Annotated in this window: 12 protein-coding genes; 8 read left to right on the top strand and 4 right to left on the bottom strand. The window is 64.0% G+C overall.

Annotated features, from left to right (window positions below; all coding sequences use genetic code 11):
- Nucleotides 1-40: 40 nt before the first annotated feature.
- The 3 genes from NCS02_RS19285 (at nt 41) to NCS02_RS19275 (ending at nt 3,750) form a co-directional block, all read left to right on the top strand.
- Entirely contained in the window at nt 41-2,326 is a 2,286-nt protein-coding gene (locus tag NCS02_RS19285) for a VTT domain-containing protein (protein WP_250519929.1), read from the top strand.
- Entirely contained in the window at nt 2,323-3,090 is a 768-nt protein-coding gene (locus tag NCS02_RS19280) for an endonuclease/exonuclease/phosphatase family protein (protein ID WP_250503111.1), read from the top strand. Before NCS02_RS19285 ends, NCS02_RS19280 begins: the two co-directional genes overlap by 4 nt.
- A gap of 198 nt (nt 3,091-3,288) precedes the next feature.
- A complete protein-coding gene (locus NCS02_RS19275) occupies nt 3,289-3,750 on the top strand; it encodes an HU family DNA-binding protein (protein WP_008352802.1) in 462 nt (153 codons plus the stop codon).
- A 141-nt stretch (nt 3,751-3,891) separates the two neighbouring features.
- Here the strand turns inward: NCS02_RS19275 and NCS02_RS19270 are convergent, their stop codons facing one another.
- Nucleotides 3,892-4,794: a LysR family transcriptional regulator gene (locus tag NCS02_RS19270; protein WP_033536698.1), complete on the bottom strand. Its 903-nt coding sequence runs from the start codon at nt 4,792-4,794 to the stop codon at nt 3,892-3,894.
- Between the two features lie 121 nt (nt 4,795-4,915).
- Here NCS02_RS19270 and NCS02_RS19265 point away from each other — a divergent pair, with 121 nt between their 5' ends.
- A complete protein-coding gene (locus tag NCS02_RS19265; RefSeq protein WP_008352806.1) occupies nt 4,916-5,659 on the top strand; it encodes an SDR family oxidoreductase in 744 nt (247 codons plus the stop codon).
- On the opposite strand, the gene NCS02_RS19260 is transcribed toward NCS02_RS19265, so the two are convergent.
- On the bottom strand, nt 5,656-7,230 hold the full coding sequence (locus tag NCS02_RS19260) for a 3'-5' exonuclease family protein (RefSeq protein ID WP_250503110.1): 1,575 nt from the start codon (nt 7,228-7,230) through the stop codon (nt 5,656-5,658). The genes NCS02_RS19265 and NCS02_RS19260 overlap by 4 nt on opposite strands.
- 139 nt (nt 7,231-7,369) lie before the next feature.
- Here NCS02_RS19260 and NCS02_RS19255 point away from each other — a divergent pair, with 139 nt between their 5' ends.
- The 4 genes from NCS02_RS19255 to NCS02_RS19240 all read left to right on the top strand — a co-directional run bounded on the left by NCS02_RS19255 (nt 7,370) and on the right by NCS02_RS19240 (nt 11,448).
- Complete coding sequence (locus NCS02_RS19255; RefSeq protein WP_033536712.1) at nt 7,370-8,776, top strand: circularly permuted type 2 ATP-grasp protein; 1,407 nt, start codon at nt 7,370-7,372, stop codon at nt 8,774-8,776.
- A gap of 1 nt (nt 8,777) precedes the next feature.
- Nucleotides 8,778-9,731 (top strand): alpha-E domain-containing protein, encoded by a 954-nt coding sequence (locus NCS02_RS19250; RefSeq protein WP_008352812.1) that lies wholly within the window; start codon nt 8,778-8,780, stop codon nt 9,729-9,731.
- 3 nt (nt 9,732-9,734) lie between these two features.
- Nucleotides 9,735-10,514 carry a transglutaminase family protein gene (locus NCS02_RS19245; RefSeq protein WP_250503109.1) on the top strand — a complete coding sequence of 260 codons (780 nt, stop codon included), beginning with the start codon at nt 9,735-9,737 and terminating at the stop codon, nt 10,512-10,514.
- A gap of 67 nt (nt 10,515-10,581) precedes the next feature.
- Nucleotides 10,582-11,448: a proteasome-type protease gene (locus NCS02_RS19240; RefSeq protein ID WP_008352816.1), complete on the top strand. Its 867-nt coding sequence runs from the start codon at nt 10,582-10,584 to the stop codon at nt 11,446-11,448.
- Nucleotides 11,449-11,454: 6 nt separating this feature from the next.
- Here the strand turns inward: NCS02_RS19240 and NCS02_RS19235 are convergent, their stop codons facing one another.
- Together NCS02_RS19235 and NCS02_RS19230 are read right to left on the bottom strand one after the other, a co-directional pair.
- A complete protein-coding gene (locus tag NCS02_RS19235) occupies nt 11,455-12,387 on the bottom strand; it encodes a glycerophosphodiester phosphodiesterase family protein (protein WP_008352817.1) in 933 nt (310 codons plus the stop codon).
- Between the two features lie 241 nt (nt 12,388-12,628).
- On the bottom strand, nt 12,629-13,792 hold the full coding sequence (locus tag NCS02_RS19230; RefSeq protein ID WP_008352819.1) for a porin: 1,164 nt from the start codon (nt 13,790-13,792) through the stop codon (nt 12,629-12,631).
- Nucleotides 13,793-13,877: the final 85 nt, after the last annotated feature.

The raw sequence follows: 13,877 nt of genomic DNA, 5'->3' as shown, positions 1-13,877 counted from the left end.
CGAAGCCCGTCGCGGGGTATGCAGAGGCACACAGAGGCACATGAACCACGCAAACGACGAGCCGTTTTTTCAGCCAGGGCGCAATTGCGCGAGCGTGCGTCACGCAGATCGCTTCAGTCTGCTCATCGATGGCGCCGATTATTTCCGCGTGCTGCGCGAGGCGCTCACGCGCGCGGAGCGCACGGTGTTCATCCTCGGCTGGGATATCGATAGCCGCATGAAGCTCACGCCCGAAGGCGCGGACGACGGCTATCCCGAAGCGCTCGGCGATTTTCTGCACGCGCTCGCGGGCGACAAGCGGCGGTTGCGCATCTACATTCTCGCTTGGGATTTCGCGATGCTCTACGCATTCGAGCGCGAATGGCTGCCCGTCTACAAGATGGGCTGGCGCACGCACCGGCGCATCGCGTTCCAGATGGACGGCAAGCATCCGCTCGGCGGATCGCAGCATCAGAAGATCGTCGTGATCGATGATCGCGTGGCATTCGTCGGCGGACTCGATCTCACGCGCTCGCGCTGGGACACGTCCGCGCACGCGCCCGACGAGCCGCTGCGCCGCGATGCGAACGGCGCGGCATATCAGCCGTTTCACGACGTCCACACGATGTTCGATGGCGACGCCGCGCGCGAAATCGGCCAGCTCGCACGCGAACGATGGGCCCGCGCATGCGGCAAGCGCCTCGCGATTCGCGCGCATCGGGCGACGCTGCAGAACGATCCGTGGCCGCCTTCGCGACGCGTCGATCTCGAAGATGTCGATATCGCCATCTCGCTCACCGAGCCGGATTATCTCGGCCGCGAACCGGTGCAGCAGATTCGCACGCAGTATCTCGACGCCATCGCGCGGGCGCGGCGCAGCATCTATATCGAGAACCAGTACTTCACTTCGGGGACGATCGGCGCGGCGCTCGCGGATTCGCTCGCGCGCGAGGACGGACCCGATCTCACGATCGTCGTGCCGCGCAATCAGAGCGGCTGGCTTCAGGAAGTGACGATGGGCGTGCTGCGCGCGCGCCTGCACAGGCTTCTGAAGAGCGCCGACGTGCACGGGCGTTATCGGCTGCTGTGCCCGAGCGTGCCGAAGCTCGGCGACGCGATCGTCAACGTGCACAGCAAGCTGATGATCGTCGACGACGAATTGCTGATCGTCGGTTCGGCCAATCTGAACAATCGCTCGATGGTCCTCGACAGCGAATGCAACGTCTCGATCGATGCGGGCGCGGATGCGCGTATCCGCCGCGCGATCGCGACGATGCGCGACACGCTGCTCGCCGAGCATCTCGGTTGCGATATCGCGGATGTGGTGCGCGAACGAGAGGCGCGCAACGGCACGAATGCGGGAATTCAGGCGCTGTTGCGCGACCGCGACGAACATCGCACGATGGTGCCGCTCGATCCGCAAGTGTCGACGGAGCTCGACCAGCTGATTCCGCCCGAGGCGCTGATCGATCCCGAAACGCCGATCGCCGCCGACGAACTCGTCGATCAGTTCGTGCCTGCGGAAAAGACGCGTCCGCTCATCGGCCGCTTCGCGCTGCTCGGCATGTTCGCGCTGATGGTCGTGGTCGTCGCGGGTCTGTGGCACTGGACGCCGCTCGGCGATTACGTGAACCTGAAGTCGCTCACGAACGCGACGCGCCATATCGATTCGCTGCCGCTCGCGCCGGTCTGGATCGTGCTCGGCTATGTCATCGCGGCCGTCATGGCCGTGCCGATCACGTTGCTGATCGCGACGACGGGCATCGTTTTCGGCGCGTCCTGGGGCGCGGCTTATGCGTTCATCGGCACGACGATTGCAGCGGCGATATCGTATTCCCTTGGCAATTGGCTCGGCCGTGACGCGGTGCGCAAGCTCGCGGGCGCGCGCGTCAACCGGCTGTCCGAACGCGTGGCGAAGCGCGGCATCGTCGCGGTCGTCGTGTTGCGGATCTTGCCCGTTGCACCATTTGCGATCGTCAATCTCGTGGCGGGCGCATCGCATATCCGCATGCGCGACTTCATGATCGGCACGATGCTCGGCATGGGCCCCGGCATCTTTCTGACGGTCGCGTTCGCGCATCAGTTCGTCGCGTCGCTGCATCGGCCGACGGTCGGCTCGTTCGCGGTGCTGATCGGCATCGGCGCGGCGCTGATCGGCGCGTCGCTGCTGCTGCAGCGCTTTCTCGGCGGCAAGAATCGTCACGACGCGCACGAAGGCGCACCGAGCGATGCGGACAAATCGCGCGCCAGCGACGAAGCCAAACGCGCGAGCGAACTGCGCGAGAACGGCACGATGCCGCGCGAATCATCGACGAAAAACGAGCGCCCCGACGAGGTCAACTCATGACGCTGATGCGCGAGACCGTCATCGAACGCGAATATATGAAGGACGCGCGCGCACGCGAGCTGCGCATCGCCACATACAACTTGCATGGCGCGATAGGCATCGACGGCAAGTTCGCGCCGGAACGCATCGGCGCAGTGCTCGCCGAGATCGATGCGGACATCTTCGCGCTGCAGGAAGTGCCGCTCGGCGGCAGCGGCGCGCCCGATGTGCTCGACGTGCTGCAACGCATGACGAACCTGAACGCGGTCGCGGGCCCGACGCTCGACACGCCCGAACGGCGTTACGGCAACGCAGTGCTCACGCGCTATCCGGTGCGCGCGGTCCGCACGCTCGATCTTTCGTTCAGGAGCCGCGAGCCGCGCGGCGCGCTCGATGCCGACATCGATTGCGGCGGCGAACTCTGGCGTGTGGTCGCGACGCATCTCGGGCTTGCATCGAGCGAAAGGCGCGCGCAAGTGGAGCAAGTGCTGCAAAGCTTCGATACGCCCGCGCTGCCCGTGATCCTGCTCGGCGATCTGAACGAATGGTTCGTCTATGGCCGCACGTTGCGGCGGCTCGTCACGCACTTTCATCGCGCGAGTGCGTTACGCACCTTTCCGACGCGCTATCCGCTCTTCGCGCTCGATCGCATCTGGGTGCATCCGGGCGAACGTCTCATGCGTGTCGATGTGCATCGCACGCCGCTTTCGCGTATCGCATCGGATCACTATCCGCTCATCGCGCATATCGCGCATCGCGCATTTGCATCGTCGATGCAGCGATAAAGCGCGCGACGTATGCGATGTAAACGCGGCTCCATGACTTGCGTGTCAGCGCGACGCCACGAAAAACCCCTATAAAAACGATATAAAAGCGCAAAAGACTCGCACGAACTCGCTTGGCCTATGTAGAATCCGGCGTGATACGAACGCATCGGTGCGAACGTATTCGAATATCACTGACCAAAAACAGGTAGGAGAAACATGCCGACTTCCGCTAAAACCGCTGCCAAGAAAGCCCCGGCCAAGAAGGCCACGGCGAAGACCGCTGCCGCACCGGTGAAGAAAGCAGCAGCACCGAAAGTTGCCGCGAAGAAAGTAGCCGCGAAGAAGACCACGAGCGGCGCTCCCACGCCGATCAAGGACACGTTCACGAAGGCATCGCTCGCAACGCATCTCGCAGATCGCGCCGCTGTCGACGTGAAAGCGGTGAAGGCCGTGCTGGTCGCGCTGGAAGACACCATCCTCGGTTCGATCCACAAGAAGGGCGCTGGCGAATTCACGCTGTCGGGCCTGCTGAAGATCACCGCGCAAGCCGTGGCCGCGAAGAAGAAGCGCTTCGGCAAGGACCCGTTCACGGGCGAGGAGCGCTGGTTCCCGGCCAAGCCGGCAAGCGTTCGCATCAAGGCGCGCGCGCTGAAGAAGCTGAAGGACGCAGCGGCTTAAGTCTCTTTCGCCGGCATCACGGCTTCGGTTTCGTTGGCGAAATCGAAGCGCGTCGAACAAGAGGCCAGCTTCCCTTCATTGGGATGCTGGCCTCTTTTGCTTTCTCGTCCCTTGCTTTTGCGTTCCTTGCTTTTGCTTTCCTTATGACGCGCGCGCGTTGAAAGGCGCGAAGATCTCGCTCAACCAATCCGCGAAAACCCGTACGCGCGCGGAGAGCTGCCGGTTATGCGGATACAGCACGGAGATCGGCATCGGTGGTGGCGGAAGGTTGGGAAGCACGAGTCGCAGACGGCCGTTGTTCAAAGCATCGTCGACGTGATAGCGCGGCACCTGCACGATGCCGAGTCCGGCGAGTGCGGCTTGCGTATAGAGTTCGACGCCCGACACCGAAACCGACGCCTGCAATTCGATGGTCTCGATACGCCCGTCGACGCTGAACTCCAGCGGCAATGCACGACCCGTCGCGCTCGATACGAAGTTCACCGCGCGATGCGATGCAAGCGCTTCGAGATCATCCGGCGTGCCTTCACGCGCGAGATACGCGGGACTCGCCACGGTGACTTGTTCGAGCAGCGCGACGCGCCGGCCGATCATCGACGAATCCTGCAACATGCCCGCGCGCAGCACGCAATCGACGCCTTCGCGCACGAGATCGACGAGCCTGTCGTCCTCGCCGATATGCAGTTCGATCTGCGCATGACGCTCGAGAAACGCGGGCAGTCCCGGCATGATGAAATGCCGCGCGAGCGTGCCTTGCAGATTCACGCGCAACAAACCCTTCGGCTCCGCGTGCTTGAACGAGCCTTCCGCTTCTTCCAGATCGGCGATGAGACGCACGCAACGCCGATAGTGCTCTTCGCCATCGGGCGTGAGGCGCACCGTGCGCGTCGTGCGTTCGAGCAGGCGCGCGCCGAGCCGCTCTTCCATGCGCTTCATCAGATTAGTGACGGTGGCGCGCGGTATCTGCAGATCGTCGGCCGCTTGCGTGAAGCTGTGCCGCTCCGCGATACGCACGAAGACCTGCATTTCCTGGAATCGATCCATGGCGAATGGGCGGTGAATTGTTAAAGCTACTGGAACGATGATACTAATCCACGCACGATGATCGCGAAAACGGAATGATTCATCATGCTTCTCATCGAACAGCCACTTTGAGGAGCCCATCATGAGTCAGACTCAATCGAAACGCGTGGCGATCGTCACGGGCGCGTCGCGCGGCATCGGCGCCGAGATCGCGCGGCGTCTTGCACGCGACGGCTTCGCGGTCGCGGTGAACTATGCGTCGAGCGCGAAGGAAGCGGATGCGCTCGTCGTGCAATTGCGCGAAGCGGGAAACACGGCGATCGCCGTAAAAGCGGATGTCGCCAAAGCCGACGACGTGCGCGACATGTTCGAGACCGTCGAAGCGCAGCTAGGCAAAGTCGATGCGCTCGTCAACAACGCGGGCGTTCTGAAGACCGCGCCGCTCGCCGACACAAGCGATGCGCTTTACGACCAGACGTTCGATATCAACGTGCGCGGCACGTTCAACACGCTGCGCGAAGCGGCGGCGCGCATGAAGGGCGGCGGGCGCATCGTGAACTTTTCGAGCACGACGCTCGCGCTCAACATGCCCGGCTACGCGATCTACAACGCGACGAAGTCCGCGGTCGAATCGTTCACGCATGTGTTCGCGAAGGAGTTGCGCGGACGCGGCATCACGGTGAATGCGGTCGCGCCCGGACCGGTGGCGACGTCGCTGTTCCTCGAGGGCAAGACCGACGAGCAGATCGCCACGTTCTCGAAGATGCCGCCACTCGAACGTCTCGGTCAGCCGGACGATATCGCCTCGATCGTCGCGTTTCTCGTCGGGCCCGATGCGGGCTGGGTCAACGGGCAGGTGCTGCGCGCGAACGGCGGCATCGCTTAAAGCATCAGCGCGAACTGGTCGTCGGCGGGTGCGCGGCGCTTCGTCGTCGCGCGTTTCGTCTGCTGTGTGACGGCGGCGCGCGCGGGCGCGTCCTGTACGACGAGTTGGAACGCAGGCCGCGCATCGCATGCGATCCATTGCAGTTGTTCCGGCGCGAGGCGCTTCGCGATCAGGCTGTACACATCCGAGTCGAACGGGCGTAGGTCGGGCGAGTCGGCGAGGAGCGGCGCGATGCCGTCGCGTGTCGGGCATGTGCCGATATAGCACCATCGATCGATTACGTGCCACGCTTCGCGACCCGATGCTTCATCGCGCTCGCAGACGGCGATCGGCCCTTCGTGCGGCCATTTCACGAGGCGCGCGCCTTCGAGCGCATCGAGCGCACGCGAGGCGTGATCCGCGAGCGTTTCGATTCCCGCACACGACCCGAGGCAGCGTTTCACCTGATAGCCGAAGCAGCCGCGCCCCGGCGAAAGCGGCGCTTTTTCGAGGCCGAGCGTCGCGTGACAGAGATTGTGTTCATCCGCCAGATGGCGCATGAACGCATGCGCTTTCGCGCGCGACGCGAACACGCCGAAGAGATGTTCCTCGCGCGACAGATCGCGTTTGTTCGCCTTCACGAGCGTCGGCGCGTGCGCGCCCGGTAGCCACTGCCACGCACACGTTGCCGATGCGCCTTTGAGCAAGCGATTGTGCGTCGGCTTCAGCTCCTTCACGAGCTTCGCTTCGAGCAGCAGCGCGCCGAGCTCTCCGACCGTCTCGCGGCATTCGATGCGACGGATCGCCTGCGAGATCGACAAGTCCTTCTGAAGCCTGTGATCGCCCGAAAAATGCGCCGCAACGCGTTGTTTCAGGTTGATGCTCTTGCCGACATAGAGCGGCACGTCGTCGTCGCCGTGAAAGAGATAGACGCCGGGCGCCGACGGCAACGCATCGAGCGCGCCTTCGGGCAGCGCGGCGGGCAAGCTCGCGCGGCGCACGAGCGTTTTGATGGCTGCGTCGACGAGATCCTGCGAATAGAGCGCGTGAATCTTCTGCCAGAACTGCCAGAGCAGGTCGGCGTCGGCGAGCGCGCGATGGCGTCCTTCGGGCGCGAGGTTCAGCCGCGCGATGAGCGCATCGAGACCATGTCTTTCGACCGACGGAAAGAGCGCGCGCGACAGCCGCACCGTGCACAGCGTATCCGCGCGAAACGCGATGCCCGCGCGGCGAAAGGCGTTCTTGAGGAAGCCGTAATCGAAGCGCGCGTTGTGCGCGACGAAGAGCTTGCCGTGCAGCCGCTCGGCGAGCGCGGGCGCGAGCGATTCGAAGGTGGGCTGGCCGCGCAGCATGGCGTCGTCGATGCCGGTCAGGCGCGCGATGAACGGCGGGACCGGCACGCCCGGATCGACGAGCACGCTCCAGCGCTCGATGCCCGCCGTGCTCGCTTCAACGACGCCGATTTCGGTGATGCGGTCCTCGGTCGCGTTCGAGCCGGTGGTTTCCAGATCGACGAAAACGATCGGGCGCGCGAGTCCTGCGAGAAGGGCATCGGCGAGGGAATCGGCTTCGTCTTCGAAAGCGTCGGACATGATGAAACGTTGAGCGTTGAGCGGGCAGTCTAGCGCGAAACGGCCGTGCACCATGAACGCGCGCTAAAAAAGTGGCGCACGTCGCGCACTTTCGTCCGATACTGCAAGGAAATGCGGTAAAAAAACGAAGGACGCAATGATGCAGATCTACGATGAAATGCGTCAGGACGACACCGTGCGCAGTCACTACGCGCGGTTTTCACGCTGGCTCGCGCAGCAGCGCCCCGAAACCATCGCGAGAAAGCGCGCCGAAGCGGACGTGCTGTTCCGGCGCGTCGGCATCACGTTCGCGGTGAATGGCGATCTGTCCGGCACCGAGCGGCTCATTCCCTTCGACATGATTCCGCGCATCATTCCCGGCGACGAATGGCGCGTGCTCGAAGCCGGTTTGCGGCAGCGCGTGCAGGCGCTCAATCTCTTTCTGCACGATATCTACCACGACGGCGACATCGTGCTCGCCGGGCGCGTTCCGGCCGAACAGGTCTACACGAACGCGCAATATCGGCCGGAAATGCAGGGCGTCGACGTGCCGCTCGACGTCTACGCGCATATCGCGGGCGTCGATGTGGTGCGCGCGGGCGCGGCGGGCGAGTTCTACGTGCTCGAAGACAATTTGCGCGTGCCGTCGGGCGTGTCGTACATGCTCGAAAACCGCAAGATGATGATGCGGCTCTTTCCCGAACTCTTCGTGCAGAACCGCGTCGCGCCGGTCGCGCATTATCCCGACCTGCTGCTGGAAACATTGCGTTCGATCGCGCCTGAAGGCGTCGACGATCCGGCGGTCGTCGTGCTGACGCCCGGCATGTACAACTCGGCGTACTTCGAGCACACCTTCCTCGCGCAGCAGATGGGCGTGGAACTCGTCGAGGGCAAGGATCTTTTCGTCGACGACAACTATGTCTTCATGCGGACGACGCACGGCCCGCGCCGCGTCGACGTGATCTATCGCCGCGTGGACGACGACTTTCTCGATCCGCTCGCGTTTCGCGCCGATTCGGCGCTCGGCATCCCTGGCTTGCTGACGTCGTATCGCGCGGGGCGCGTGACGCTCGCGAACGCGATGGGCACCGGCATCGCCGACGACAAATCGATCTATCCGTTCGTGCCCGACATGATCGAGTTCTATCTCGGCGAGAAGCCGATCCTGAACAACGTGCCGACGTTTCAGTGCCGCAAGCCCGACGATCTCGCGTACACGCTCGCGCATCTGCCGGAGCTCGTCGTGAAGGAAGTGCACGGCGCGGGCGGCTACGGCATGCTCGTCGGGCCGGCATCGACGCAAGAGGAAATCGAAACCTTTCGCGCGTTGCTGCTCGCGCGGCCCGAAGGCTATATCGCGCAGCCGACGCTCGCGCTCTCCGCGTGCCCGACCTTCGTCGAGGCGGGCATCGCGCCGCGTCATATCGATTTGCGGCCGTTCGTGCTGTCGGGCCGCGAAGTGTCGATGTGCGCGGGCGGCCTCACGCGCGTCGCGCTGCGCGAAGGCTCGCTCGTCGTCAATTCGTCGCAAGGCGGCGGGACCAAAGATACGTGGATGGTCGAATGACATGCTGAGCCGAACCGCCGATCACCTGTTCTGGATGGCGCGTTACATGGAGCGCGCCGAGAACACCGCGCGCATGCTCGACATCAACATGGAAGGCGCGCTCCTGCCGCAAACGCCCGAGCAGGAAGCCCGCGCGCAGCGTTCGGTGCTGAAGATATCCGAGCTGGAAGACATGTTCGACGCGCGTCATCCGGGATCGCGCTCGCGCGAGGACATGCTGCACTTCATGGTCGCCGATGCGCGCAATCCGTCGAGCATCCTCTCGTGCCTGCAGGCGACGCGCGAAAATGCGCGCGCGGTGCGCGGCACGCTCACCACCGACGGCTGGGAAACGATCAACTTCACCTGGCTCGAATTCACTCAGCGCCTCGCGAACATGGAACTGCAAACGAGCCCGGATGCACTGTTCGAATGGGTCAAGTACCGCTCGAATCTGTGCCGCGGCGTGATGCAGGGCACCGCGCTGCGCGACGACGCGTTTTTCTTCATGCAGCTCGGCGCGTATCTCGAACGCGCGGACAACACGGCGCGCATTCTCGATGTCCGTTTCGCCGATGCCACGCCGAACTCGCGCGAAGCCGCGCGGCAGCTCGAAGACTTCTACTACTGGACGTCGATACTGAGTTCCGTGTCGGCGCTGGAGATTTATCGCAAGGTGTATCGCGATGTCGTGACGCCCGCGCGCGTCGTCGAACTGCTGATCCTCAACGAGCAGATGCCGCGTTCGCTGCTGGCATCGCTCGACGGCGTCTGCGACACGCTCGCGAAATTGCGCACGGACGCGTCGAAGGAATGCGAGCGTTTCGCGGGCAAGCTGCGCGCCGATGTGCTGTATGCCGACATCCGCCAGATACTCGAAACGGGCGTGCACGCGTGGCTGACGCAGTTTCTCAAGCGTGTCGACGAACTCGGCCTGCGCGTGATGCACACCTTCCTCATGTTGCCGATCGCGTGAATCATGCTGCTGACCATTCGCCACGACATCCGCCATCGCTACGCCACGCCGGTCACGTATTCGATCCAGCAGTTTCGCGTGAGTCCGGCGAGCGGCGCGTCGCAGATCGTGCGGCACTGGCATGTCGAAGCGCCGGGCAAGCTCGACCTCACGCGCGACGCCTACGGCAACGCGCTGCACACGCTCGTGCTGACGAAGCCGCACAGCGAGATTCATGTGAGCGTGGCGGGCGAGATCGAAACGGAGGCTTTATCCGATGGCCGTCTCTTCGATGAAGCCGGTCCGATTCCGCTCGAACATTTCACCTGTCCCACGCGGCTTACCGCGCCCGATGCCGCGATCCGCGAGCTCGCGCACGGCGTCGACGCGCTCGATACGCCCGCGTCGCTCATCGCGCTGACGGAGCGTATCGGCGAGCGCGTGCGGTATCGCAAGGAGCCGGCGTATGCGGCGGGCACGGCGGCGCAGGCGCTCGCGAGCGGCTTCGGCGATGCGCGCGATCTCGCGCATCTGATGCTCGCGTGCTGCCGCGCGCGGGGCGTGCCGGCGCGCTGCGTGAGCGGCTATCTGGATGCGGACGTGCACGCCTGGACCGACGTGTGGATCGAGCACGGCTGGGTGTCGATCGATGCGACCCGGGCGGCGTTCGCGGGCGAGCGTCATTGCCGTCTTGCCGTCGCGCGCGATTACGAATCGGCGGCGCCGGTGCGCGGCTCGCGCGTCGGCGGGAAGGAGGAAACGCTGACGGTGCATGTGAGCATGGATACACAGCCGGATCAGTGAACGCATCGATGCGACGGGCGGTCGCGCTCAGTACAATGTGGGTTTGCTTGTTTCAGGACGGATCGACATGACTTATTGCGTGGGCATGTGCGTGGACGAGGGACTCGTGTTCCTGTCCGACACGCGCACCAACGCCGGCGTGGACCACGTGAGCGCCGCGCGCAAGATGGCTGTTTTCGAACAGCCGGGAGAGCGCGTACTCGTCCTGCTCGCGGCGGGCAATCTCGCCTTGACGCAGGCGGTGACGCATCTGCTCGTGGAGCCCTCCGATCCGAACGCGCCCACGCTGTATAGCGTCCAGACGATGGCGGAAGCCGCGCGCATCGTCGGCGATGCGGTGCGCGAGGTGCATCGGCGCGACGCGCTGTCGCTCGCTGAATTCAGCGTCGACTTCAATTGCAGCTTCATCCTCGGCGGACAGATCTTCGGCCAGCCGCCGCGACTCTTCATGATCTACGCGGCGGGCAATTTCATCGAATCGACGCGTGTGTCGCCGTATTTCCAGATCGGCGAATCGAAGTACGGCAAGCCGATCATCGATCGCGTCATCACGCCGTCGTCGCCGCTCGACGAAGCCGCCAAATGCGCGCTCATTTCGATGGATTCGACGCTGCGCTCGAATCTCTCGGTCGGTCTGCCGCTCGATCTGCTGGTCTACGAGAAGGACTCGCTGCGCGTCACGCGCTTCGCCACGCTCGACAACAACAGCGCGTACTACCAGATGATCAACAAGACCTGGGGCGAGCGTCTGAGGCAGCTTTTCGGCGAGATTCCGAACCCTTCGTGGACCGAGCTCGACAATGTTCCGCTGCGTCCGCGCGAGACGCGCAGCACGGTGCCGCGGCTCGTCATCGGCGATCTGCCGTGCCCGGGCGCGCCCGCGCAGACGCTCGCGCAAGACGTCGAATCGAACGGCAACGCGCCGCATCAGTGAGCGGCTTCAGGGGCACGGCAGCGGCAGCGCAATGCCCGACCTGACCGCTTGCATCTTTCGCGGCGAATCGGTGAGCACGGCCGTCATGCCGATACAGGCGGCGGCGCGATAATCGTCGGCGTTGTCGATGCCGATCGCGAGGATCGGGGTCTCGCCTCTGGTGCGAAAGCACTGCACCGCTGCGGGCGTCCAGAGTCTCGACGTCACCGCCGAGCGCGCTTCCCCGAGCGTGAACGTTTCGACCAATTCCATCTTTCTCGCATACTCGAACGCGGTCCATCTTCCGGGCGACGGTGCGTCCTTGCACGTGGATTCGAGCGCCACGTAGGCGAGGCGGGCGCGTGTCGCATCGCGCGACTCGAACAGCCGCGAACGTGCCTGCGGATAGGCCGAGAAGGCCCGTTGATAGGCGGCATCGGTCGAATAGATCAGCACGCGTGACCACGCGTTTTCCTCGTCCAGCACGCGCGCGACCGCCGCCGTCTGAGGTCCGGCGGGCAATGCCTTCATGTCGAGCATCACGGGTACGTCGGGCGGAATCACGCGCAACGCCTGCGCGAGCGATGGAATACGCAGCGCGTGATCGCGATACGGATAGCGCGTCACGCCGTTTCCATCGGCGAGGGCGAAGTTCCGTCCGGCGTCGAGATGTTGCAGCGCGCCGAAGTCGTGGTCCGCGACCGTTCCGTTGCCATCCGTGTTGGTCGAGAGATCGGCCGGGCGATAGAGCACCGGCACGCCATCGCGGGTGAGTTGCACTGTGAGCCAGATCGCATCGGCGCGATTGTGCAGCGCGCCCTGGATGGCGATCAGCGTGTTCTCCGGGTAATCGGCTGCGCCGCCGCGATGCGCGATGATCATCGGCAAGGCGGACGCGTGCGCAGTATCGGACCGATGCGCGGCTGTCGTGCAGGCGGTTGCGGCGATGCACGCCGCCATTGCAAGCGGAGCCAGAAGTCTTGAGCGAAGCGGCATTCAGCGAACCCCCGGTGCATTGAGATTCGGCCGATTCTGCCGCCGTTGTCCGGGCGGGATGACGCGCACGCGGTTGATTCAACACTTTGTTGCGCTTGCCGCTTTCGGACGCGAAAAAAAAACAGCCATCGGAAAACCGATGGCTGTTCGAGGATGCTGCTGTCCTTCCGGCGCGGCACTCGCGTGCCACGCCAGTCGGTTGTTCTTAGAACTTGTGGCGCAGGCCGATGAGCACCAGTTCCTGGTGGCTGCGGCCGCTTGCGAAACCGAAGTCGCTGATCGAAGCTTGCGCTTCTTGCGTCGAGCCGTCCGCGTTGCGCTGCGTGCCGCTTGCGTGCTGATACGCGCCGACAGCGTAGACGTCCGTGCGCTTCGACAGCGAGTAGTCCGCGCCGATCGAAACCTGGTGGTAGTTGGCCGACGTGTCGCCGCTGCCGTGCGTGTACGTGTAGCCCAGGCCGAGCAGCGTTGCCGGCGTCAGCTGGAAGTTCAGGTACGCGTTGGCGACGTTGAACTTCTCTTGTTCCGTGAACGTCGAGCTGCCGTCGTTCTTGTACTGAGCGAAGCTGTACGAAGCGCCGGCCGTGAACGGACCGAACACGTACTGGCCTGCGCCGCGCGCGATGGCGACTGCGTGGGCCGTCTGGTAGCCGACGTTGATCACCGTGTTGAACAGCGAATCCGACGACGGGCTGTTCCAGCCGGTGGTGCCGGTCGTGCGGCCAGCCGTCGGGTTGTTCACGTACAGGTAGCTGGCGGCCAACGAGAACGGACCGTTGCCGTACGTTGCAGCGGCACCCCAGGTCTGGCCCTGGCCGGTAGCGCCCGCGAGGTTGCTGAAGCCGTAGATGCCTTCGAACTGGAAGCCGGAGAACACCGGCGACACGTACTTGACGGCGTTGCTCACGCGCAGGCTGTTGTCGTAGTTGTCGACGTCGCCCGGCGTTGCGAAGGCAGCGCCCCAGTAGTTGTCGGCCGTGAGGCCCTGAACCATGTCGACCGACGGGTCATACTGACGACCCAACGTGACCGTACCCCACTGGTTGCCGCTCAAACCGACGAACGCTTGACGGCCGAACAGACGACCACCCTGGTTCGACTGACCCGTGCCCGGATCGAAGCCGCTTTCCAACTGGAAGATTGCCTTGAGGCCGCCACCGAGGTCTTCCTGACCCTTCAAGCCCCAACGCGGGCCGGACAGCGTGCCGTTGACCATGCCGAACAGATGGTCGCCGTTTTCGTTGGCGTGGCTCACATATGCGAGACCGGTATCGATCACGCCATAGAGCGTCACGCTCGTTTGTGCTTGCGCCGCGCCTGCTGCGCCGAGCAGCGCCAGCGAGAGGGACGTCAGTGCGATTCGTTTCATCGAATTCTCCACGCGAATGATTAATCGTTGTTGCCGGCGCAGAGAATAACGCAACGTTTCGTAACTTCAGAAACGAAAAAATATT

Origin of the sequence: Caballeronia sp. NCF2, assembly GCF_023631205.1 — a bacterium.
GTDB classification, from domain to species: domain Bacteria; phylum Pseudomonadota; class Gammaproteobacteria; order Burkholderiales; family Burkholderiaceae; genus Caballeronia; species Caballeronia zhejiangensis.
This window is presented reverse-complemented; position numbering and strand designations above follow the sequence as displayed.